At 70.7% G+C, this 21782-nt stretch carries 20 protein-coding genes and 1 tRNA gene; 13 read left to right on the top strand and 8 right to left on the bottom strand.

Annotated features, from left to right (window positions below):
* Nucleotides 1-2: 2 nt before the first annotated feature.
* Nucleotides 3-1001 carry an Lrp/AsnC family transcriptional regulator gene (locus tag AC07EQ_RS15620; protein ID WP_478388616.1) on the bottom strand — a complete coding sequence of 333 codons (999 nt, stop codon included), beginning with the start codon at nt 999-1001 and terminating at the stop codon, nt 3-5.
* Between the two features lie 126 nt (nt 1002-1127).
* On the opposite strand from AC07EQ_RS15620, the gene AC07EQ_RS15625 reads away from it, so the two are divergent.
* Together AC07EQ_RS15625 and AC07EQ_RS15630 are read left to right on the top strand one after the other, a co-directional pair.
* Nucleotides 1128-2621: an amidohydrolase family protein gene (locus tag AC07EQ_RS15625; RefSeq protein ID WP_478388617.1), complete on the top strand. Its 1494-nt coding sequence runs from the start codon at nt 1128-1130 to the stop codon at nt 2619-2621.
* Nucleotides 2618-3889 carry an MFS transporter gene (locus AC07EQ_RS15630; RefSeq protein ID WP_478388618.1) on the top strand — a complete coding sequence of 424 codons (1272 nt, stop codon included), beginning with the start codon at nt 2618-2620 and terminating at the stop codon, nt 3887-3889. Before AC07EQ_RS15625 ends, AC07EQ_RS15630 begins: the two co-directional genes overlap by 4 nt.
* On the opposite strand, the gene AC07EQ_RS15635 is transcribed toward AC07EQ_RS15630, so the two are convergent.
* The 3 genes from AC07EQ_RS15635 to AC07EQ_RS15645 all read right to left on the bottom strand — a co-directional run bounded on the left by AC07EQ_RS15635 (nt 3862) and on the right by AC07EQ_RS15645 (nt 6395).
* On the bottom strand, nt 3862-4005 hold the full coding sequence (locus AC07EQ_RS15635; RefSeq protein WP_478388619.1) for a hypothetical protein: 144 nt from the start codon (nt 4003-4005) through the stop codon (nt 3862-3864). The genes AC07EQ_RS15630 and AC07EQ_RS15635 overlap by 28 nt on opposite strands.
* A gap of 110 nt (nt 4006-4115) precedes the next feature.
* Nucleotides 4116-5330 carry an MFS transporter gene (locus AC07EQ_RS15640; RefSeq protein ID WP_478388620.1) on the bottom strand — a complete coding sequence of 405 codons (1215 nt, stop codon included), beginning with the start codon at nt 5328-5330 and terminating at the stop codon, nt 4116-4118.
* A 165-nt stretch (nt 5331-5495) separates the two neighbouring features.
* Nucleotides 5496-6395 carry a LysR substrate-binding domain-containing protein gene (locus tag AC07EQ_RS15645; RefSeq protein ID WP_478388621.1) on the bottom strand — a complete coding sequence of 300 codons (900 nt, stop codon included), beginning with the start codon at nt 6393-6395 and terminating at the stop codon, nt 5496-5498.
* Between the two features lie 61 nt (nt 6396-6456).
* Here AC07EQ_RS15645 and AC07EQ_RS15650 point away from each other — a divergent pair, with 61 nt between their 5' ends.
* On the top strand, nt 6457-7452 hold the full coding sequence (locus AC07EQ_RS15650) for an aldo/keto reductase (protein ID WP_478388622.1): 996 nt from the start codon (nt 6457-6459) through the stop codon (nt 7450-7452).
* A gap of 40 nt (nt 7453-7492) precedes the next feature.
* Here the strand turns inward: AC07EQ_RS15650 and AC07EQ_RS15655 are convergent, their stop codons facing one another.
* Nucleotides 7493-8233: an SDR family oxidoreductase gene (locus tag AC07EQ_RS15655; protein WP_478388623.1), complete on the bottom strand. Its 741-nt coding sequence runs from the start codon at nt 8231-8233 to the stop codon at nt 7493-7495.
* A 76-nt stretch (nt 8234-8309) separates the two neighbouring features.
* On the opposite strand from AC07EQ_RS15655, the gene AC07EQ_RS15660 reads away from it, so the two are divergent.
* Complete coding sequence (locus tag AC07EQ_RS15660; RefSeq protein WP_478388624.1) at nt 8310-8714, top strand: MarR family winged helix-turn-helix transcriptional regulator; 405 nt, start codon at nt 8310-8312, stop codon at nt 8712-8714.
* A 25-nt stretch (nt 8715-8739) separates the two neighbouring features.
* Here AC07EQ_RS15660 and AC07EQ_RS15665 read toward each other — a convergent pair whose 3' ends face one another.
* The gene (locus tag AC07EQ_RS15665) at nt 8740-10695 is read right to left on the bottom strand and encodes a UvrD-helicase domain-containing protein (protein ID WP_478388625.1); all 1956 of its coding nucleotides are present in this window, start codon (nt 10693-10695) and stop codon (nt 8740-8742) included.
* 230 nt (nt 10696-10925) lie between these two features.
* The gene (locus AC07EQ_RS15670; protein ID WP_478388626.1) at nt 10926-12575 is read right to left on the bottom strand and encodes a DUF885 domain-containing protein; all 1650 of its coding nucleotides are present in this window, start codon (nt 12573-12575) and stop codon (nt 10926-10928) included.
* A gap of 66 nt (nt 12576-12641) precedes the next feature.
* On the opposite strand from AC07EQ_RS15670, the gene AC07EQ_RS15675 reads away from it, so the two are divergent.
* The 5 genes from AC07EQ_RS15675 to AC07EQ_RS15695 all read left to right on the top strand — a co-directional run bounded on the left by AC07EQ_RS15675 (nt 12642) and on the right by AC07EQ_RS15695 (nt 17311).
* Complete coding sequence (locus AC07EQ_RS15675) at nt 12642-13463, top strand: GNAT family N-acetyltransferase (RefSeq protein WP_478388627.1); 822 nt, start codon at nt 12642-12644, stop codon at nt 13461-13463.
* A 136-nt stretch (nt 13464-13599) separates the two neighbouring features.
* Entirely contained in the window at nt 13600-14868 is a 1269-nt protein-coding gene (locus tag AC07EQ_RS15680; RefSeq protein WP_478388628.1) for an MFS transporter, read from the top strand.
* A gap of 239 nt (nt 14869-15107) precedes the next feature.
* Nucleotides 15108-15347 (top strand): DUF6158 family protein, encoded by a 240-nt coding sequence (locus tag AC07EQ_RS15685; protein ID WP_478388629.1) that lies wholly within the window; start codon nt 15108-15110, stop codon nt 15345-15347.
* A complete protein-coding gene (locus tag AC07EQ_RS15690; RefSeq protein WP_478388630.1) occupies nt 15340-16677 on the top strand; it encodes an NAD(P)/FAD-dependent oxidoreductase in 1338 nt (445 codons plus the stop codon). The genes AC07EQ_RS15685 and AC07EQ_RS15690 overlap by 8 nt, the downstream gene beginning before the upstream one ends.
* A 4-nt stretch (nt 16678-16681) precedes the next feature.
* A complete protein-coding gene (locus tag AC07EQ_RS15695; RefSeq protein ID WP_478388631.1) occupies nt 16682-17311 on the top strand; it encodes a UdgX family uracil-DNA binding protein in 630 nt (209 codons plus the stop codon).
* Here the strand turns inward: AC07EQ_RS15695 and AC07EQ_RS15700 are convergent.
* Nucleotides 17294-18628, bottom strand: coding sequence for a phenylacetate--CoA ligase family protein (locus AC07EQ_RS15700; RefSeq protein ID WP_478388632.1), 1335 nt, complete (start codon nt 18626-18628; stop codon nt 17294-17296). The genes AC07EQ_RS15695 and AC07EQ_RS15700 overlap by 18 nt on opposite strands.
* Nucleotides 18629-18776: 148 nt before the next feature.
* On the opposite strand from AC07EQ_RS15700, the gene AC07EQ_RS15705 reads away from it, so the two are divergent.
* From AC07EQ_RS15705 to AC07EQ_RS15720, 4 genes are all read left to right on the top strand, one after another.
* A tRNA-Ala gene (locus AC07EQ_RS15705) sits at nt 18777-18849 on the top strand.
* A gap of 1422 nt (nt 18850-20271) precedes the next feature.
* Complete coding sequence (locus AC07EQ_RS15710) at nt 20272-20541, top strand: SRPBCC family protein (protein WP_478388633.1); 270 nt, start codon at nt 20272-20274, stop codon at nt 20539-20541.
* A gap of 117 nt (nt 20542-20658) precedes the next feature.
* Complete coding sequence (locus AC07EQ_RS15715; RefSeq protein WP_478388634.1) at nt 20659-21000, top strand: NUDIX hydrolase; 342 nt, start codon at nt 20659-20661, stop codon at nt 20998-21000.
* A 173-nt stretch (nt 21001-21173) separates the two neighbouring features.
* Nucleotides 21174-21590: a hypothetical protein gene (locus AC07EQ_RS15720; RefSeq protein WP_478388635.1), complete on the top strand. Its 417-nt coding sequence runs from the start codon at nt 21174-21176 to the stop codon at nt 21588-21590.
* The last annotated feature ends 192 nt before the right edge of the window (nt 21591-21782 follow it).

Raw genomic sequence — 21782 nt, forward strand, 5'->3', positions numbered from 1 at the left:
CGTCAGGTCGGGAGGGCCGCCCAGGGGTCCACCGGGACGACCCTGGTGCTCCGGCCCTCGTCGTCGAGGATCCGGCCGTGGACCTTGGTCGTGCGCAGGACCAGCTTCCGGTCCACCACCTTGGCGTCGGGGTGGTCGTGGGCGATCCGGATCAGCAGGTCGTCCAGGTGGTTCAGCGAGCGCAGGCCCACGATCAGGCCCATGTTCGCCGGGCTCGCGACCGCCGCGCAGTGCCGGGTTTCCGGCCAGCCGCCGAGGGACTTGCCGATGCGCTGCACCTCCGTGTCCGGAACCGCCAGCCACAGCAGCGCCATCGCGTGCCAGCCCGCCAGCGGCCGGGCCACGTCGCAGCGGAACGCGATGTCGCCGTGGCGGCGGAGCCGGTCGAGGCGGCGCTTCACCGCCTGCGGCGAGGTGTTCAGCTCTGCCGCCAGGCTCGCGTAGCTGCGCCTGCCGTCGTGGCCGAGCGCCAGGAACAGGGCCCGGTCGGCGGCGCCGAACGGCCGGATCTCGCGCGGCCTCGGCCCGACCGCTTCGCGGACCTGCTCGGCCTGGCTCCGGTTCATCACGCCGAGCCGCCAGATGATGCCGCCGAAGGTGCTGCCGAAGACGTGGCTGCGGACCTTGGTGACCTCCGCCGGCACCGGCAGGGTCCGCAGCAGCACGTTGGAGATCGCGCCCAGCGTCGGCGCCATGACGAGCGCGAAGACCTGGTACTCGCCGGTGGTCACGCCGACCGTGATCGCGTGCGGCAGTTCGGCGAGCTGCTCGGCGACCCGCAGCTCGGTGCCGGGCGCGCAGGCGAACTCGATGGTCGCGCCCTTCGCCGAGCTGTTGCCCAGCGCCACGGTGATCCAGGCGGCGCCGGCGTCGGTGAGCCGCTGCCAGCGGCGCGCCAGCGTGATCGGCGCCAGCTCCAGCACCTCCGCCAGCGCGGTCCAGCTCGCTCGCGGGTTGATCTGCAGGGCGTCCACCAGCGCGAGATCCACTTCGTCCAGCACCGGGCGACCTCCTCGCGCGTGACAGCCGGATGACGGCGGCGTCGTTTTCCGACATTCAAGCCGCACCTCACGGAGATATCCATCGTTCTGCGGTTGTTGTGACGAGGTTTCCCCACGCTGCATCGCATGGTGAGCGGCGAGCAGCGATTCGAACTGGTCCTGGCGGGTGCGCGGGTGATCGACCCGGAGACCGGCCTGGACGAGGTGCGCGACGTCGGCATCAGCGGCGGCCGGATTGCGGCGGTCTCGGCGTCCCGGCTGACCGGCGATGCGGTCGTCGACGTCTCCGGCCGCGTGCTCGCGCCGGGCTTCATCGACATGCACAGCCACGCGCAGACGGTCACCGGGCTGCGGTTGCAGGCCCTCGACGGCGTGACCACGGCGCTGGAGCTGGAAGCCGGTGCGCTGCCGGTCCGGACCGCCTACGCCGAGGCGACCGCCGAAGGGCGGCCGATCAACTTCGGCTACTCCGCGGGCTGGGCGCTGGCCCGGATGCGGCTGCTCGACGACGCTGCGCTGGGCACGTCGTTCGGCATGTTCTCGAAGCACCAGGGCGCGCCGAACTGGCGTCGGCCCGCCGGTGCCCGCGATGTGGCGCGGGTGCTGGACCTGCTGGAGGAGCAGATCCACGACGGCGCCCTCGGCATCGGGGTGCTCGTCGGCTACGCGCCCGACTCGGGCCGCGACGAGTACTTCGCGGTGGCCTCGCTGGCCGCGCGGCTCGGCGTGCCGACGTTCACCCACACCCGGTTCATCTCCACCGAGGAGCCCGGGACCTCGCTGGAAGGCGCGCTGGAGGTGATCGCGGCGGCGGCCGGGACCGGCGCGCACATGCACATGTGCCACATCAACAGCACGTCGAACCGGATGATCGACGACATCGCGGGCGCGGTGGACCGCGCCAGGGGATACGGCCTGCAGGTCACCACCGAGGCCTACCCGTACGGCTCGGCGTCGACGGTGATCGGTGCGGCGTTCCTGGCGCCCGAGCTGCTGCACCGGCTCGGGATGGTGCCGAAGAACATCCTCTGCCTGGCCACGGGGGAGCGCGTCGCGGACGCCGCGCGGCTGGCGGAGCTGCGGGAATCCGATCCCGGCGCGCTGATCCTCTTCGACTGGCTCGACGAAACCGATCCGGCGGACCTGGCGACGCTGCAGCGCTCGTTGCTGTTCGCCGACACCGCGATCGCTTCGGACGCGGTGCCGTTGGCGGGGCGGGCCGGTGACACCTGGCCGGTCGCCGACGACGTCTTCACGCATCCGCGCAGCGTCGGCTGCTACGCGCGGACCTTCGGCTGGCTGGTCCGCGAGCTCGGCGTGCTGTCGCTGGCCGAAGCCGTCCGGCGCTGCACCCTGCTGCCGGCGCAGATCCTCGAAGCCGCGGCGCCCGCGATGAAGCGCAAGGGCCGGATCCAGGTCGGCGCCGACGCCGACATCGTGGTGTTCGACCCCGGCGCGATCGCCAGCGGCGCCACCGCAACCCAGGTCCGGCCCTCCACCGGGATCGACCACGTGCTCGTGGGCGGCACCTTCGTGGTCCGCGACGAGCAGATCCAACTCGACCGTCTACCCGGCGAACCGGTCTTCGGTCGCCACCGCAACCGCACGGAGCAACCATGACCAACACCGCCGTGGCGCCCGACGCCCTGTACCGGCGGGTGGGCTGGCGGATCCTGCCGCTGCTCATCCTCTGCTACACGTTCGCCTACCTGGACCGCGTCAACATCGGGTTCGCCAAGCTGCAGATGCAGGAGGACGTCGGGATCAGCGAGTCGGTCTACGGGCTGGCAGCCGGGATCTTCTTCCTCGGCTACGTGATCTTCGAGGTGCCCAGCAACCTGCTGCTGGCGAAGATCGGCACCCGCAAGACGATCTTCCGCATCATGGTCCTCTGGGGGCTCACCTCGGCGGCGATGATGTTCGTCAGCGACGCGACGTCGTTCTACGTCTTGCGCTTCCTGCTCGGCGTGTTCGAGGCCGGCTTCGCGCCCGGCATCATCTTCTACCTCACCTACTGGTACCCGCCGGCGCGGATGGCGGCGGCGATGGGGCTGCTGATGCTGCCCGGCCCGATCGGCTCGATGCTCGGCGGCCCGGTCTCCTCGTGGCTGATCACCCACTTCGAGGGCGTCGCCGGATTGCACGGTTGGCAGTGGATGTTCCTGCTGGAAGGCCTGCCGTGCGTGGTGCTCGCGGTCGTCGTCTGGCTGACGCTGGTCGATACCCCGGACCAGGCGACGTGGCTCAGCGCCGAGGAGAAGGAACTGCTGCGCCGGGACCTCGCGGTGGACCGGGACAAGGGGACGCACAGCTTCCGGCAGGTGCTGCGCGATCCGCGCGTCTACGCCCTGGCGGTCGGCTACTTCTGCCTGATCAGCGGCCTGTACGCGGTGAGCTTCTGGCTGCCGACGATCCTCAAGGAGAACGGGCTCACCGACACCGTCACGATCGGCCTCTACTCGGCGCTGCCGTACGCGTTCGCGATCGTGCTGATGATCGTGCTGGGGCGGCGTTCGGATCGCACCGGCGAGCGCCGGCTGCACAGCTCGATCACCGCGCTGATCAGCGCGATCGCGCTCGCTGTCGCGGCCTTCACGGCCAGCAGCTTCGTCGTTTCGCTGATCGCCATCATCGTCGCCACGGCGTGCATGTGGGCGTCGTACACGGTGTTCTGGGCGATGCCGTCGACCTACCTGAAGGGCACGGCGGCGGCCGGCGGGATCGCGCTGATCAACAGCATCGGTCTGCTCGGCGGGTTCATCAGCCCGACGCTGATCGGCTTCGTCAAGGACGCCACCGGGAGCACGGTGGTGGGCCTGCTCTCGATGGTCGTCCTGCTGCTGATCGGCAGCATCGCGATCTACGCCAACCGGCTGCCGGCGAGCTGAGGCCGGAGCTGCCGGCGCCGGGCGATGAGGCGGGCGGTCAGGACGACGAGCCGGCACAGCGCGGAGGGGAAGCCGAGGGCCAGGCCGATCGCGATGTCGATCAGCGGCGCGGCCACCCCCGCGGCTAAGACGCGGTTCGAGGCGGTCGGCAGCTTCTCCTTCGCCGCCCAACCGGTGCGGCGCCGGGGTTCCCGGGCATCAAGCCCCCGCCTGGAAGATCCCCCGGTCAGCGCTCGGTCCGCAGAGCGGCGAGCAGGCCGATGGCGGCCACCACCGCGACTGCGATCGCGTACGCGTTGGCGGTCACGCCCAGCCCGACCCACGTCACGGCGATGCCCGCCGCCACCGCCGGGAGGCTGAAAGCCGAGTAGTTGACCGTGTACACCGTCGCGAACAGGGCCGCGCGGCTGTCCGGCGCAGCCAGCCGGGACACGCCGCCGAACGCGCCGAGGAACGCGGCGCCGAAGCCGAATCCGGTGATCACCGTGCTGCCGAAGAACAACGGCGCCGAGATCGTGGCCAGCGCGGCGAGGGTGCCGGCCAGACCCACCAGCAGCGTCGGCACGCCGGCGATGATCGCGGTGCGCGGGGCGACGCTGCGGAAGACGACCGATCCGATCGCGCTCGTGCCCATCAGGCAGCAGACCACGAAGCCGCCCACCAGATGGTTGGTGATGCCCAGCAGTTCGATGGCCAGGGACGGGCCCAGCGACATGTAGAAACCGGTCATCGACCAGGTGGTGATCAGGATCGGCACCACGGTGAGGAACCGGCCGCGCGCGTCGGCGGGCACGCCGATCCTGGGCCGCAGCGAAGCCAGCGCACCGGGCCGTCGCGGCGACGTCTCGGGCATCAGCGCGATGCCGACGGCGGCCACCGCGCACGCCGCGAGGAGCAGCACGTAGACCAGCGTGGTCGGGGCGGGCGCGTACTCGACGAGCAGGCCCGAACCGATCGCGCCGGCGCCGAGGCCGATGCCCGGGGTGGCGGTGTTGATCAGCGGGGCCGGCTTCGGGCGGAGGTCGACCAGGCAGGCGCTGGTCGCGCCGGTCGCCAAACCCGTTGCGAGGCCCTGCAAGACGCGTGCCGCGAGCAGCCAGCCGCTGCTGTCGGCGGTGATGAACGCGAGCATGGCGACGGCCTGGATGGCGAGCGCGGCGAGCAGCGTCGGGCGGCGACCGATGTGGTCGGACAGGGCGCCGACGGTGACGAGCGCAGCGAGGAGCGCGATCGCGTAGACCGCGAAGACCACGGTGAGCGTGATCGCGGAGAAGTGCCATTCGGCTTGGTAGACGGAGTAGAGCGGGGACGGGGCCGCGGCGGCGCACATGAAGGCGAGCAGCGTGGCGGCGAGGGTCCAGAACGCGGCGTTGCGTGACAGGCGCCCGGGCTGGGGCTTGTCGGTCGCCTGGGCCTGCGGGGCCGGCGGGGCAGAGGTCACCAGTTCTCCTAAGCGAGGATCGACGTTCTGGGAGACGTCGCCCGGCGCCGGACAGTTCCTGCCGCGGCCCGCGATCCCACCCAGTGGGCGCGAAAAACTCCCAGTTTTAGGCAAAATCGGACAACGCTGCCGGAGTCGGGGCTGCTCTGTGGTTTCCGATTTCGCCTAAAATTGCGAGGAATCCGAGCGCGGCGGCTCATCTGCCAGGGCCGCGAGGAACGCCCGGACCACCGGGCGCGTGTCTTCGGCGCGCCAGGCGATGGCGAGTTCCGCCGGGGACAACCCGGCGACCGGCCGCGTGGTGATGCCGGGGCGGGCGTAGAGCTCCGCGTTGCCCTCCGCGAGGAGCACCACGCCCAGCCCCGCCGCGATGGCCTCGAACACCTCGTCCGCCGCCTCCGCGACCGCGCCGATCACCGGCGCGCGGCCCTGCCGGGCATCGGTGGCCAGCCAGAAGTCGCGGAGCTCGGCCGCTTCCGGAGGGAGCGCGACGAACGGTTCGTCGAGCAGGTCGGCGAACGGGATTTCCGCCTTGCCCGCCAGCGCGTGGTCGTCCGGCAGGGCGATCACCCGCCGCTCGCTGAACAACGTCCGGGTGCTGATGTCGCGCGGTTGCACCGGCCGCCAGACGAACGCGACGTCGGAGCTGCCGTCCGCGAGTCCCGCGGTCGGGTCCGTCCAGTCCACGAGCCGCAGCACCACGCGGCAGTCCGGCATCTGCTCGCCGAACCGGCGCATCGCCCGGCGCTGCAGGCCGCGACCGACGGCGGTCTGCATGCCGACGACCAGTTCGCGCTGCTCCGCGGCTTCTCGTGCGGCTTGCTGCGCGCGTTCCCACTCGGCGACCGTCGCGGTGGCTCCGGGCAGCAGCGCTTCGCCTTGCGGGGTGAGCACCACGTCGCGCGATCGGCGCTCGAAGAGGTCGAAGCCGAGCTCGCGTTCGAGCACCCGGATCTGCTTCGACAGCGCGGGCTGCGAGACGAAGAGCCGTTGCGCGGCCCGGGTGAAGTGCAGTTCCTCGGCCACCGCCAGGAAGTACCGCAGGTGGCGCAGGTGGGCGTCCATAACGATCGGTTATAGCAGCGGATCTTCGACATCGTGCCGGATCGGCCGGAAGATCGTTGCCATGACTGGAGAACTTCCCGCCCGGACCCTGGGCGGCCTCGACGTTTCGGCCATCGGATTCGGCGCGATGGTGCTGTCGCCCGGCATGTACGGCGAGATCGACGACGACCGGGCGGTCCGGGCGCTGCGTCACGCCCTTGACGCGGGCACCACGTTCATCGACACCAGCGACGGCTACGGCGCGGACGGGCACAACGAGCGCATCATCGGCGAGACCGTGCGCGGCCGCCGCGACGACGTCGTGATCGCGACGAAGTTCGGCTTCCGGATCCCGGAGGGCGCGGAGTCGCACCGGTTCCCGGTGAACTACGCCTTCGGCGAGCTGGCGGTGAACGCCGAGCCGAAGCACGTCCGCGGCTACGCCGAGCAGAGCCTCGCCAACCTCGGTACCGACCGGATCGACCTGTACTACCCGCACTTCCCGGATCCGGTCGTGCCGATCGAGGACACCGTGGGCGCGGTCGCCGAGCTGATCCGGGACGGGCTGGTCCGGCACCTCGGTCTGTCCAATGTGGATGCGGATCAGCTGCGCCGGGCGCACGCCGTGCACCCGGTCGCCGCGGTGCAGACCCAGTGGTCGATGTGGCAGCCGATCGACGCGGACCTGCTCGCCACCGCCCGCGAGCTGGGGGTGGGCGTGGTGGCGTGGAGCCCGCTGGGCAGCGGGTTCCTCGCCGGCACGGTCCGGGAGGTCTCCGAGGGCGACTTCCGGCGCAACATCCCGCGCTTCGACGCGGCGCACCTGGCCGCCAACAACGACCGCTACGCGCCGATCCGATCGCTGGCCGCGGAACTGGGCATCTCGCCCGGTCAGCTCGCGCTTTCCTGGCTGCTGCACCAGGATCCGGCCGTGGTGCCGATTCCCGGATCGCGGACGCCCGCGCACATCACCGAGAACCTCGAAGCGGCCCGGATCGGCCTGCACGCCGACACCCTGACCCGGGTGGACCGGGCGCTGCGCGAGTTCTCCCCGATGGGCGCCGGAAACCTGCGCTGACGTCGTGAGCGAGCGGCCACGACCCGCACGGCTGGACGGCTCAGAAGGTGCCGCCGCCCGCGTGGATCACCTGGCCCGTGACCCAGCGGCTGTCGTCGGAGGCCAGGAACGCCGCGATGTCGGCGATGTCGCCGGGCTCGGCGATGCGGCCCAGCGGCGTTTCCGCCGCCATCCTCTCGATGGCCGACTCGGGCTGGATCGCGGCCAGCGCATCCGTTCGGGTCGCGCCGGGGCACACGCTGTTCACGGTGATCCGGCGCGGCCCCAGTTCCTTCGCCAGCACCCGGACCAGCTGGTCGCCGGCCGCCTTGGCGGCGCCGTAGAGGCCGGTGCCGGGCCGGTTCACCGCGGTGACGCCGCTGGAGATCACCACGATCCGGCCGCCGTCGCGCAGCCGGTTCGCCGCCTCCCGCAGGGCGATGAAGGTGGCGCGGGCGTTGGTGCCGAACAGCACGTCGAAGTCGTCGTCGGTCGCCTCGGCGATGGGCGAGAAGCGGGCGGTGCCGACGTTGTTCACCAGGACGTCGAGGCCGCCGAAGTGCTGTTCCGCGGCGTCGAAGAGGGCGCGCAGCTGGGCCGGGTCGGTGACGTCGGCCTGGGCCGCCGTCGCCCGCCCGCCGGCGGCTTCGATCTTGGCGACGACCTCGGCGGCGGCGGCCCGGTCGGACCGGTAGTTGACGACCACGCCCATGCCGTCGGCGCCGAGCCGTTCGGCGATGGCCCGGCCGATGCCGCGCGAGCTCCCGGTGACCAGGGCTACCCCGTCCACGTTCTCCTCCATTGGTAGAGATAGTCGTTAGTCGAGATCATTAACTAAATTTGTCGATCTTGTCAACATTTCGGGATAATCTGCGCGGATGGACCCGGACTTCTCGCGCGCCCTGATGGCCCTGCACCGCGAATTGCGCGGGCTCTACGCGGCCATCGCTCGCCGCTTCGGGCTGACACCGCAACAGGTCGAGCTGCTGTGCCTGCTCAAGGACCGCACGCCGTCCTTCGGCGAGCTCGCGGCCCTGCTCGGCTGCGACAAGACCAACATCACCGGCATGGTCGACCGGCTGGAGCGGCGCAGCCTGCTGACGCGCGTGGCGGATCGCAGCGACCGCCGGATCAGCCGGCTGAGCCTGACCGACGAGGGCAAAGCCCTGGGCGACGAGCTCCGCGAGGCCTTCACCGGCCACGCCGCCGAGCGCTGGGGCACCCTGCCGTCGTCGGCCGCCGCGGCGATCGTGCGCCTGGCGCAAGCCGATCGCGAGCGCTGAAACCGGTAAGAACCGGACTCGGCACTCACGACGCGACGGTGCCGATCCACAGGAAGTCGCGGGCTCGTGTCAGGGCGACCAGGCGTTGCCGGTCCAGCGCCTCGCGCTCCTCCCGGTAGCCGCCGGACAGCGACCGCTCGTCGGGCAGGAACACGCTGCGGAACTCGGTGCCCTTGGCGCGGTGCACGGTGCCGACGTGGATCGGCCCGGACTCCCGGCCGTCCCAGCGGTCCAGCGGCCGGACCGCGAAACCCGCCGCGCGCAACACCCGTTCCCAGTGCTCGGCGGCGCCGTTGGTGCGGGTGAGCACGGCCGCGGCGGTGTCGTCGTCGAGCCGCCGGAGCGCGGACACCAGCGCATCGTCCTGGTCGTCGCCCCGCCACTCGACGACCCGCCCGCCGCGCAGCACCGGCAGCGCTGAGCGCAGCGGGACGGTCGGGCCGCCGTCGAGGTCGTCGAACCGGTTGACCGCGTCGAGCTCCCCGGCCTGCTCGACGATCGCGGTGCGGTTGCGGTAGTTGCGCCGCAGGATCTCGCCGCGCCCCTGCAACGAGATCCCGGCCTCGGACAGCCGCCAGCCGCCGGCGTACACCTGCTGCTGGCCGTCGCCGACGAGCAGCAGCTGGTTCGGCCCGTCGCCGCTGATCGCGTGCACCAGCCGCAGCCCGATCAGGGTCAGGTCCTGGACCTCGTCGACGACCACCGCGGTGTACTGCCGGGGCAGCGGGCTGCGTTCGAGCTCTGCCAGCGCCCGCATCAGCACGTCGTTGTGGTCGGACACGCCCCGCTCGCCCAGCGCGCGCTCGTACTCGCAGTAGAACTGCCAGACGTGGGCCCGGAATTCGGCGGGCAGGTTCGCGCCGCGGCCCTTGCGCGGCACCGCCCGGTAGGCCTCCAGCGACCGGATGCCGCGGCCCTTGATCACCCGGTCGATCTCGTCCTTCCAGTAGCCGCGCGCGGCCCGGAAGTTCCGCAGCGGAGTGGCCAGCTCGGCCCGCTGCCACACCGCTTCCAGGGCCTGCTCCACCTGCGGTTCGTCGACGTCGGCGGCCCGGCCGCGTTCCTCCAGGAAATCCCGTGCCCAGGCGTGCAGGTGGGTGAACTCGATGCGCGACGCGAGGTGCGGGGCCAGCGACCGGAACTGCGTCTCGGCGATCTTCGGCAGGTTGCTCAGGTGCGTGGTGAACAGCAGCGGCCCGGTGCTCCGCCGCGCCAGGTAGGCCAACCGGTGCAGGGCCAGCACGGACTTGCCGGTGCCCGCCGGGCCGGTGATCCGCGCCGGACCGGAGTAGTGCCGGCGCACCGCGCCGTGCTGGGCGTCGTCCAGGAAGATCCGCCAGTCCCGGAACGGCCGGTCCAGGGCGTGCTCGACGCGCTCGCGACGCAGGTCCCGCACGTCGAACAGGCCCGCGGAGCCCGTTTGGCCCGGCCCGCGCTGCTGCGGGATCCGCTTCGGGTTCCACATGATCGGCGTCAGGTCGAAGGTGCGGCTGTCCAGGTGCCGGGCGATCGCCAGCGCATCCGCGGCCGTGAGCACCTCGTCGCCGCGCCCCAGGATCCGGTCCAGCTCGGCCTCGGTGATCGCGAGGTGCTCGCCGGTGTGCCCGCGGCGGCCCTGGTGGTCGACGGGATGCACGACCACCGTCCGGGCCGCGGACTCGGTCAGCACACCCGGCCCGATCGACGCCCCGGCCAGCAGTTCCGCGATCCACAGGAACGCCGCCCGCGAGTCCTCCCAGCCCGGTTCGGCCTCGCGCAGCAGGATCACCAGCACCCCGGTCGGCCCGACCAGCACGGCATCGGGGCGATTGGCCGGGGTGTGCGGCGCGAACTGGTTGAGCAGCGGGTACCAGCCGTTGTCGCGCTCCACCGCGAACCGCTGCAGCACCCGGTTCTGCCAGGTCGGCAGGAGCCTGTCGCGCAGTTCCGCCTCGGCCTCGCGGCGCAGTCTCTCCTGGCGGTGGTGGAAGGTCCCGGTCACGGCGCCTCCAAATCTCGCGGGGCACCCACGGCCGGACGGCCGGCACGAGCGCGGAAATCGAGATCGTCGCTCATGACGCCTCCGGCATCCGATGGGAAACCCGCCCCCGGTCGGCGGCCGGAGCCGCCGAGGGTCGACCACGGTAAGAGCACGCTCGGTATCGACATTAATGCGTTGCGTGTCGTTTTCGGGCGCCCTCGGGCGGGATCACCTGGATGTCGCAGGAGCCGTCAGGCGAGCTCCTCGCGGACCAGAACGTCCAGCGTGGACAGCGGAAGCGCGCCGTGCCGCAGGATCGCGTCGTGGAAGCGGCGGATGTCGAAGGCGTCGCCGAGCCGGTCGCGGGCGGCGTCCCGGATCCGCTCGATCTCCAACCGCCCGACCAGGTACGACAGCGCCTGGCCGGGAATGCTGATGTAGCGGTCGACCTCGGACGCGGCTTCCAGCGGGGACGACGTGGTGTGCGAGAGCATGAAGTCGAGCGCCTGCTGCTGGCTCCAGCCGAACTCGTGCAGCCCGGTGTCGACCACCAGCCGGGCGGCCCGCAGCAGGTCCTGCACGACCATGCCCAGCCGCGCCAGGTCGCCGGAGTACAGCCCCATCTCGTCGGCCAGCCGCTCGGTGTAGAGGCCCCAGCCCTCGCTGTAGGCGGTGATGCCGACCAGCCTGCGCAGCAGCGGGAGATCGGTGCGTTCCTGGGCCAGGCCGAGCTGCAGGTGGTGGCCGGGCACGACCTCGTGGAAGGCGATCACCTCGGCGGCGAAGCGGGGCCGCTGCTCGGCCCCCTGGGTGTTCGCGAAGTACACGCCCGGCCGCGACCCGTCGAGCGCGGGCGAGATGTAGAAGCCGATCGGCGTGCTGTCCGACGCGGTGCCCGGCACCGGCCGCACCTCGCACGGCTGGCTCGCCAGCAGCCCGAACCACTGCGGCGCAACGGCTTCGGCCCGGCTGATCGCCTCGCGCGCCGCGGCCAGCATCTCCTCGCCGTCGCGCCAGTACAGCTCCGGATCGGATTGCAGGCGGCGCAACACCGCGTCGAATTCGGCTTCGCCCCAGATCCTCGCGCCGAGCTCGCTGACCTCGCCGCGCAACGACGCGAGGTGGGCCCGTCCGGTCTCGTGGAGCTCCTGCGGGGTGCGATCGGTGGTGGTCTGGGCGTGCACCAGCCGCCGGTAGGTCTCGCGGCCGCCGTTGATCCAGCACAGCCCGGGCTCGTCGGCGGGGCGGGCGTGCGGGGCGATCTCCTCGGCGAGCACGTTCCGGTACTGCCGCAGCGCCGGGTGCACCGCATCGGCGAGCAGGCGCTTGCGCTCGGCTTCGAGGGCCGGTTCGGGCAGCTTCGGGGTCAGCAGCGGATCGGCTTCGGGCGTGGCGAGGTAGTCGTCGAGGTGCTCGATCGCGTTGTCCACGAGCGGCCGCACCGGGACGCGTCCGGCGGCGATCCCGTCGCGGAGCCGTTGCGCTGCGGATGCGGTGAACTCGGGGATCCGCCGCAACCGCCGCAGGAAGTCCTCGCCCTGCCCGGCGTCGGCCACCGGCACCTGGCCCAGGTGGAACAGCAGGCCCGCGACCGGCGCGAACAGGTTCCCGATCACGGTGTACTCGGCGGGGCGGGCGTCGAACTCGTCGACCAGCGCCTGAGCCTGCTGCACGACCACCGCGATCGTCAGCCGTTGCTCCAGGTCGGCGTGCGAGGTGTCGACGGCCATCGCGCGCACGCGGATGTCCTCGGCGCGCGTGCGCAGTGCCAGCTCGGCTTCCGCGGAAATGCTCGGCAGCCGGTCGTCGCGGTCCCGGATCCCGTAAAGCGTCGCGCTGACCGGGTCGGCGTCGAACATGACGGACAGCAGCTCGTCGGCGAGTTCGGTGGGCGTGCTCACAGCACTCCATCCTGCCTCAACGGTCCGACTGCGCGCTGCGTCGAATGGAGCGGGGACAATGAATGCGTGGATCCGTTGCACGACCCTGACGACGAAGCTCTGCTCGACCCGCGCCAGGCCCGCGATCTCGCCGGGCTCGTCGAGACCGCGAGGCTGGCCTCGGCCATCGTGCGGTACGGCCTGCGCACACGAGTGGGCGCCGCGACCGTGGTGCTCAACCAGGACAACCCGCTGCCGACCGCCAACCACGCGTGCGCGCTGTGGGGAACGCTCGCCGAGGTCGCCGGAACCCTGCTGGAACTGGAGCAGGTCTTCGCCGAGGCGGGCCGCGACGAGGCCGTCGTCTACGCATCGCCGACCACCGTCGCGGAGATCGAGGGCATCGCCGACGACGCCGGATGGCGTGCGGTGGAAGAACTCGTGGCGATGCTGCACCGGGTTCGCCAGTACGCCAGGGGCGAAGCGCGCCCGGCCGAAGATCGCGATCTGCCCGCGATCGTGGACCTGATCGCCGACGACGCCGAGCTCTCCGAGGCGGGCGAGCGCCAGCTGCTGCGCAACCTCGGGCACCGGATCGACGACCCGCGCTGCGTGCTGCGCGTCGTCGACGATCCCGGCGCCGACCGCATCGCCGGGTTCGCGCAGGGTTTCATCGAGCGCGGCATCGGCCTGGTCGAGCAGGTGATCGTGCGACCCGGTCGCCGGCGCCGCGGCGTGGGCCGGGAGCTGGTCGCCGACGTCGTCGACGAGCTGCGCGAGCGGGGATCGCTGCTGGTCGCGGCGCACACCGAAGAAGGCGGCACGGCCGAGCGGTTCGCCGAGGCCTGCGGTTTCGAGGTGGTCTACGGCGTGACCGCCTACGCGCGCCGGGTCGACGAACTCCTGTGATGTGCGCCGCTCACCCGGAATAGCGGTGCGGGGCAGGCGTTAACACTGACGAAACAGTGGCTGCGGCGCGGTAACTCGATTGACCGCGCCGCAGTGCGCTGCTTCCCTTAGTTTGCCTAAACACTTGGGAGGAACGGTGTCGAGCAGCCCGGTCACGGCGGACGAGACCACCGAATCCGTCGACAGCGGCGACGCCGGCATCAGCTCCTTACCTCGCGAGATCTGGATCCTCGTCGTCGGCAGCTTCATCGTCGCCGTCGGCATGGGCATCGTCGCGCCCGCGCTGCCGACGTTCGCCACCAGCTTCGACGTCGGCGTCACCGCCGCCTCCTTCGTGATCAGTGCGTTCGCCCTGATGCGGCTGGCCTTCGCGCCGGTCAGCGGCCGCCTGGTGTCGTTCTTCGGCGAGCGCTCGATCTACGTGTGGGGCATCACCATCGTCGGCATCAGCACCGCCGCCTGCGCGTTCGCGGGTTCCTACTGGCAGCTGCTGATCTTCCGCGCGCTCGGCGGCACCGGTTCGACGATGTTCACGGTGTCGGCCGTGGCGCTGCTGGTCCGCCTCGCCCCGCCGCACCTGCGCGGCCGCGCTTCCGGCGTGTGGGCGACGAGCTTCCTGCTGGGCAACGTCTCCGGGCCGATCATCGGCGGCGTCATGGTCGGCTACTCGCTGCGCCTGCCGTTCATCACCTACGGGATCGCGTTGTTCATCGCGGCGTTCATCGGCTGGCTGCTGCTGCGGAAGTCGACGCTCGCCGCACCGCAGCCCGACAACGGAGCACCGTCGATGACGGTCCGCCAGGCGCTGGGCCAGCGTGCCTACCGGGCGGCCATGCTGTCGAACTTCAGCAACGGCTGGGCCGTTTACGGCGTCCGCATCGCGCTCGTGCCGCTGTTCGTGGTCGAGGCGCTGCGCTCCACCCAGTCGATGGCCGGCGTCGCGCTTTCCGTGTTCGCCGTCGGAAACGCCGCGGTGCTGCTGCTGTCGGGCCGGATGGCCGACAAGCGCGGCCGCAAACCGCTGGTGCTCGTCGGGCTCCTGGTATCCGGCCTGGCCACCGCGTCGCTGGGCTTCACCGACTCCGTCCCGTGGTTCCTCGCCGCCTCGCTGATCGCGGGCATGGGCGCCGGAATCCTCAACCCGGCGCAGAACGCGGCGGTCGCCGACATCGTCGGTGCGAAGGGCAAGGGCGGGCCGGTGCTGGCCGCGTTCCAGATGTCCGCCGACTTCGGCGCGATCCTCGGCCCGCTGATCGCCGGAGTCCTCGCCGACACGGTGTCCTACCAGGCGGCGTTCGCCGTCACCGGCTTCACCGCGGTCCTCGGCCTGGTGGCCTGGATCGGCGCCCCCGAAACCCGCCCGTCCGCCGCGCCCCGTCCCGCCCCGGCCGCCGACGCGGCGTAGCCGCCGGCTCTGCGCGGCGTTTTCGCGCGAAACCGGCGCGCGCCAGGCGTGGCCGGTGACGGTTTCGCGCGAAAACGCCGCCGCCACCCGCTCGGGTTCGAGTCGCCGAACGCTCTGCCGCGCCGCAGGCTGGGGGAACGATGGGGCAGGTGTCCGGCCGCGGACCGATGGGTATCCCGGCAGTGACGTCGATCCCGCGGCGTCGTGATCCGTGCGTGCCTGCGATGCGGGAGGACGACATGAGCACGACAACCGGAATCCCCGGCTTCGAGCTGAGCGAGGAACTGCTGCTGCAGGAGCTCCGCCACCTGCACACGACCCGCAACGACACCTTCCTGCACGGCTCGCCGGACTCGTTGCGGGAGCACACGGCGCGCACCTTCGAGCTCGAACAGGAGTACCTGCGGCGGCACCCGGAGCGCGAGGTGGATCCCCGCCGCACCCGATCCGGTGCGAGAGGAGAGCCGCAAAATGCCTGAACCACGTGTCGTGATCGTCGGCGGCGGACACGTCGGCCTGACGCTCGCGCTGCGCCTGCAGCGGAAGATGAAGCCCGGCGAGGCCAAGGTCACGGTGATCGACACCCAGCCGCACATGACCTACCAGCCGTTCCTGCCCGAGGCCGCGGCCGGCTCGCTCGAACCGCGGCACGTCGTGGTGCCGCTGCGGGAGGCGCTGCGCCGGTGCGAGGTGCTGACCGCGCAGGTCTCCGCCATCGATCACGCCACCCAGCAGCTGACCGCGACCCTCGGCGACGGCACCGTCGAGCGCTTCGGCTACGACATGCTGGTGGTGGTCCCGGGGTCGATCTCGCGGGCGCTGCCCATACCCGGCCTGGCCGAGCAGGGCGTCGGGTTCAAGACCATCGGCGAGGCGATCTTCCTCCGCAACCACGTGCTGTCCAGATTGGACATCGCCGCGAGCACGACCGACGAGCGGCTCCGCCGGCGGCTGCTGACGTTCATGTTCGTCGGCGGCGGCTACGCGGGCATCGAGGCGATGGCCGAGCTGGAGAGCATGGCCCGCTACGCGATCCGCAGCTACCCGCAGGTCTCGGCGGGCGACATGCGCTGGGTGCTGGTGGAGGCGATGGGCCGGATCATGCCCGAGGTCAGCCCGCCGATGAGCGAGTACACCAGGCAGCGGCTGGAAGAACGCGGCATCGAGGTGAAGCTGAACACCACCGCGAAGTCCTTCGTGGACGGACATGCGGTGCTCTCCGACGGAGACGAGTTCGACACCGACACCCTGGTGTGGACGGCGGGCGTCAAGCCGCACCCGATGCTGGAGGACAGCGACCTGCCGAGGGACGCCAAGGGCCGCCTCGAATGCACGGCGAAGCTGCAGGTCCGCGGCACCCACAACGTGTTCTCGGCCGGTGATTGCGCCGCGGTGCCGGACCTGACCAGCAGCGACCCGGACGTCCTGTGCAGCCCGTCGGCGCAGCACGCGGTCCGCCAGGCCAAGGTGCTGGCGGACAACCTCCTCGCGATGCTGCGCGGCGAACCACTCGTCAACTACAAGCACAAGTACGCGGGATCGGTGGCCGGGCTCGGCCTGTTCCAGGGCGCCGCCGAGGTCCACGGGGTCAAGCTCAAGGGCTTCCCGGCGTGGTTGCTGCACCGCACCTACCACCTCGCGAAGATGCCGACCGCGTCCCACAAGGCGCGCATCCTCGGCGACTGGCTGCTGGAACTGCCGTTCCGCCGCCAGGTCGTCGCGCTCGGCGAACTGCACGATCCCCGCGCCGAGTTCGTCAAGGCGGCCAACACCCGCGGCCTGCCGAAACCCCACGGCCACGCCGTCTGACCCCGTGCCCGGCGCCGAGGAGTTCGTCCCGTCCCGGGCCCGGTTGCCCGGCCTACGGAAAGCGGTTCAGGACTGCCAGGGCTGCGGCCTCTACCGCGACGCGACCCAGGCCGTGTTCGGCGCCGGCCCGGAGACGGCGGAGGTCGTGGTGATCGGCGAGCAACCCGGTGATCAGGAAGACCGGCGGGGCGTGCCGTTCGTCGGGCCTGCGGGCGGGATGCTGGACCGCGCGCTGGCGGAGGCCGGCATCCGGCGCGACGACGTCTACGTCACCAACACCACCAAGCACTTCAAGTTCGAGCGCACCAGCGGGAAGCGGCGAATCCACCGGAAGCCGTCCCAGACCGAGGTCAACGCGTGCCGCCCGTGGCTGGATGCCGAACTGCGGGTCGTCGCGCCTCGGCTGGTGATCTGCCTCGGGGCGACCGCCGCGCAGGCGATGCTGGGCACCTCGTTCCGCATCACGAAGGATCGCGGCACCGTGCTGGACCTCCCGGACCGCGACGCCCACGTGCTCGCCACGATCCACCCGTCGGCGATCCTCCGCTCCGACGACAGGGAGGCGATGTACCAGGGGTTCGTCGCGGACCTGCGGGTGGCGGCACGGACCCTGCGCTCACTCGATGCCGGGTAGCGGGCTGACCCCGTGCTCCCACCGAACCAGGCGTTGCGCCTTGCCGGTGGCGACCCGCGGCACGTGGTCGAGCACCCGGACGATGCACGCGATGTCGAGCCGGGCGAGCAGCGCGGCCGCCAGCTCGATCGCCAGGAGCTCGGTGTCGCCGTTCGGATCCCGCGGCTCGACCGCGACCCGCAGCTCCGGGCGCGACCGGTCCCGGCGGTCCTCGACGATCAGGTAGTGCGGCGCCACCCGCCGATCGGCCAGCAGCACGGCCTCGATCTCCGACGGGAACACGTTGACACCGCGGATGACCACCATGTCGTCGGTGCGCCCCAGCACCCGGCTCATCCGGCGCAGCGTCCGCGGCGAACCGGGGGCGGGCCCGCTCAGCGACGCCACATCACCGGTCCGGTAGCGCAGCAGCGGGGTGCCGGACTTCGTCAACGTCGTGAACACCAGCTCGCCGACCTCGCCGTCGGGCAGCGGCTCCCCGTCCGGGCCGACGACCTCGGGGAAGAAGTGGTCCTCGGCGATGTTCAGCAAGCCCCCGGAGTCCATCGACTCGCAGGCGACGCCCGGCCCGATCACCTCGGCGAGCCCGTAGACGTTGAGCGCACGCAACCCCAGGAGCCCCTCGATGCCCTGCCGCATCTCCTCGGTCCAGGGCTCGGCACCGAACAAGCCCACCCGCAGCGACAACTGATCGGCGGTGATCCCGGTCGACGCGAGCGCCTCGCCGAGGTAGGTCGCGTACGACGGTGTGCAGCACAGCACATCAGGACGCAGATCGAGCAACAACCGCAGCTGCCGATCGGTCGCGCCGCTGGACACCGGGAGCACCGTCGCGCCCAGCCGCGTCGCCCCGTGATGCACGCCGAGTCCGCCGGTGAACAGGCCGTACCCGTACGCGCAGTGCACGACGCTGCGCCGCGTCACGCCGGCGCCGCCCAGTGCCCGAGCCATGACCTGCGTCCACACCTCGATGTCATGCGCCGTGTAGGGCACCAGAGTCGGGCGGCCCATCGTGCCGGACGTGCCGTGCACGCAGACGATGTCGTCCTCGGCCGCCGCGCGAAGCCCGAACGGGTATTGATCCCAGAAGTCCTGCTTCGAGACGAGCGGCAACCGGTGCAGGTCTTCGAGCCGCACGTCGGAGCCGGCCGAGACGCCGCGCTCCCGAAGCCGCCCGGCCTGCAGGCCCCCGGCGGCCAACAGGCGGTCGACCAACTGCCGCAACCGTCGTTCCTGCAGCTCACGGCGTTGCTCGGGGGTCACACCCTCGGCCTCGGGAGCCACCAGCGGAGGATGCACGCGCTGTGCTGTCGCCACGACCCACGGTGTAGCAGCTCGACCGAGCCCGTGGGTAGATCCAACAGGGGGGACCCCCCTGAAAACCCCTCCGGAGCCTGTTGTACTGTTATGACACACGAGATGAGCGGGGCGGAAACGAACCGAACACCTCGGAAAAACAGAACAAGGGGCTGTGGCGCAGCTGGTAGCGCACTTGACTGGCAGTCAAGGGGTCACGGGTTCGAATCCCGTCAGCTCCACCCAATTCAGAGGGCCGGTTACCGGGGAGAAATTCCAGGTAATCGGCCTTTTGGTCGTTCTGCGGACGGCTTGGCCAGTGACTCGGGCTGCGCAGAGTTGTGGACCATCTGTGGACCGCCGGAGGTGCTTCGGCAGCAAAGCGCTGGCGTCCGTGACCGACTCGTGGCTGGTGTGCAGGTACCGCTGAGTTGTGGTCAGTGACGCGCGACCGGCGATCTTCCGCACGTCGTGCGCCTCCACGCCAGCGTCTTCGACCTGCGGTCGGACGGTGATCGGTGGGCTGTGCTGATCACCGTAGGTGCCGGTGCTGACATCGGGCTGGACCGTGATCTGGTGGAACAACAGCGCGTCCGGATTCAGCACAACCAACCCCCGCGACCACCGCCGAGCGTCGATCGCTTTAAGCGTCCTGCGGCGGTAGCACGCAATGCGTTTAGTGAATTTCTAGCGAAGATCGCTAATTTCCTGTGGCATGTTCACAAAGATTCGTCGTGCCGCGCTGGCCGCCGGAGTCGGGCTGCTGCTATCCAGCGGGATCGCGTCAGCAGACCAGGACACCACCACGTACGTGCTACGAACCTACGATGCGGATGGCCACTTGGTGTCCGTCGTCGGCGACACCAGCGGAACGGCCGATGTCGCATGCAGCAGCAGTCTCGAATACCCGCACTACTCTCCGCCGCCTCGGGCGGGGAGTGTGCTGTTCAAGGTTCGGGTGAAATGCGATGGGCAAGGAGCGCCCCCGGACGTTCACGTCAACGGCGTCCTCGGGTTCGTGCCTGGAGATCCGGCCGGGCCGCCACCCCCGCCCGGGCCAGTTGAACCGCGTTCGGTGTCCAGCCAGACCCAACGGGTTCCGGTACCCGGGGAGGCAACTTATTACACGCCGGCGCAAGGGCAACCGCCTGTGTTGGGTTCTGGCTGGTACACAGGTGGATATGAAGCGGGTTTCGTCGCTCCGATTCAGGGGCCGATCGGCAACGGGGACACCCCGCTGGTGCCCGTGACCACGCCCTAACGCAGGGAGGCTGCGATCATGGAGATTAGGCCCGTAGATGAGCGGGATGTGACGAGCGAGGATGATCATCCTGTCTTTCGGGTGCACCTGTGGTCGCAGCCCTTCCCCAATGTCCACGTTCCTCCGGAACGGGTCGGCTGGTGGAACTACTCCTATGAGCTCACAGGGTGCGACGTGCACCAAGCAATTGCGTGGGCACAAGACAACGTTGCCGAAGCTGGCCAGTACACGTTGTACGTGTGCTACCAGAGGGAGGGCGGCGGCTTGACCGCAATCCGGATCGCAGGCAAGGATCCGACACGGATCGACGCGTAGCGCCAGGCGCCGCCCCTGGCCAGCTGCGCCCTCTGCTCAGCCAGCCGCGGCGCTGCTTTGCGAGCTCTCCTGATCTCGCGGCGAGGTTTTGCCGGATCGGTGGGATAGCGGCCGTTGGGACGTCGTCGCGGTAGAGCCGGGGGTTTCGTTCGACTGGGCGACCCGGTTCGGGGGTGGGCGGATGGTCGCCGCGCACCGGATCGAGGCCACCGACTCGGGCAGCGAGGTGCGGTTGCGGATCGACTTCACCGGCGGTTTCGCCTGGCTGCTCACGCCGGTGGTGGCGGGCCGCATCCGCCGGTTCGTCGAGTCCGAGGCCGCCGCCCTGAAGCAGGCCTGCGAAGCACCCGGCCGCTGACCCGCAGTCCACTGTGGTCGCTGCTGGTGGTGAACGGGGGTGTCGATGGCCCCGCGCCAGCCTGGATCAGCCACGACGCGCAGGAGTGGCTTCCGTCGCGGTGGTAGACACGCTGACGTGCCGAAACGCGACTACTACAACGACCCCGGCGCTCCGGTGGCGCAGGCAGCGGTCCGCGAGACGGCGGAAGAAACCGGCATCGACATCGCGATCACCGGGCTGATCGGCGTCTACTCCGACCCCGGCCACGTCATCGCCTACGACGACGGAGAAGTCCGCCAGGAGTTCTCCCTCTGCTTCCGCGCCCGCCCCGTCGGCGGAACACCCCGCACCAGCAGCGAAAGCACAGAGGTCCACTGGATTGCCCCCGCCGACATCGCCGCGCTCAACATCGGCCAGGCCAACCGCCTCCGCATCGAACACGGCTTGCAGCAGCGTGTTGAGCCCTATATCGGCTGATCAGCATTAGTCAGGGTTCGGCCTCGTCGCGTGTGCCAGTCGGCCGTGGCGCAAGTCTGTCACTCCGTTGGGTGGATGTGGGTGTTGGTGGCCAACGGTGTCGCCGCGCCGGGCGTGTGTGGATGGCGGGTCCGGATCGGCCGGACCCCGGCAGTCTGTGAAGGGGAATGCTCATGAGTATCACCGGACGGGCAGCGCGAGGCGTAGTCGCTGTCGCCGCCACCGCGTTGGTGCTGGCCGCGCCTGCCGCGGCGAGCACGAGCGGCGTCACTGCGAAGGAAGGCGTCTGCGCCATGGGGCAAACGCTGTGCAACACCACCTACGGCACCGGCAACAGCGTCAATGAGATCGTGGCTTGGCGGAACACGAATGTGACAGCGGAGATCGGATTCTTCGAGATCTTCGGACCGGGTACTTACAAGGTGACCGGTCCCACCAACCGGGACCAGGACCACACCTTCAAGATCACCGCGAACTTCCCGCGCGGCTCGCTGCTCTGCGTGACCTTCTGGGGGAAGAACGCCAACGGCTCCTTCACCAAATATGGCGGCAAGAACGGCAACGCCTGCACTTCAACCCCCATCGGCTGACCGCGGCCGGATCCGGGAACAGGCGGCCTGAGCGTTCCTGACCGCCACGACCCCCGGCCGGCCTCGGCACCGGGGGGGGGGGGGGGGGGGGGGGGGGGAGAGGGGGGGGGGGAGGGGGGAGAAAAAGAAAAAAGGGGGGGTTGCGGTGTGGGTTCCGCCCCCCCTCTCCATAAACAAAGGGAGAAAGGGCAG

This window comes from Saccharopolyspora sp. NPDC045839, from assembly GCF_056431645.1.

Coding starts and splice junctions, on each gene's coding strand:
- AC07EQ_RS15625 (WP_478388617.1), top strand. CDS start 1,128: ATGGTGAGCGGCGAGCAGCGATTCGAACTGGTCCTGGCGGGTGCGCGG.
- AC07EQ_RS15630 (WP_478388618.1), top strand. CDS start 2,618: ATGACCAACACCGCCGTGGCGCCCGACGCCCTGTACCGGCGGGTGGGC.
- AC07EQ_RS15645 (WP_478388621.1), bottom strand. CDS start 6,395: ATGGACGCCCACCTGCGCCACCTGCGGTACTTCCTGGCGGTGGCCGAG.
- AC07EQ_RS15650 (WP_478388622.1), top strand. CDS start 6,457: ATGACTGGAGAACTTCCCGCCCGGACCCTGGGCGGCCTCGACGTTTCG.
- AC07EQ_RS15655 (WP_478388623.1), bottom strand. CDS start 8,233: ATGGAGGAGAACGTGGACGGGGTAGCCCTGGTCACCGGGAGCTCGCGC.
- AC07EQ_RS15660 (WP_478388624.1), top strand. CDS start 8,310: ATGGACCCGGACTTCTCGCGCGCCCTGATGGCCCTGCACCGCGAATTG.
- AC07EQ_RS15685 (WP_478388629.1), top strand. CDS start 15,108: ATGAGCACGACAACCGGAATCCCCGGCTTCGAGCTGAGCGAGGAACTG.
- AC07EQ_RS15690 (WP_478388630.1), top strand. CDS start 15,340: ATGCCTGAACCACGTGTCGTGATCGTCGGCGGCGGACACGTCGGCCTG.
- AC07EQ_RS15720 (WP_478388635.1), top strand. CDS start 21,174: ATGAGTATCACCGGACGGGCAGCGCGAGGCGTAGTCGCTGTCGCCGCC.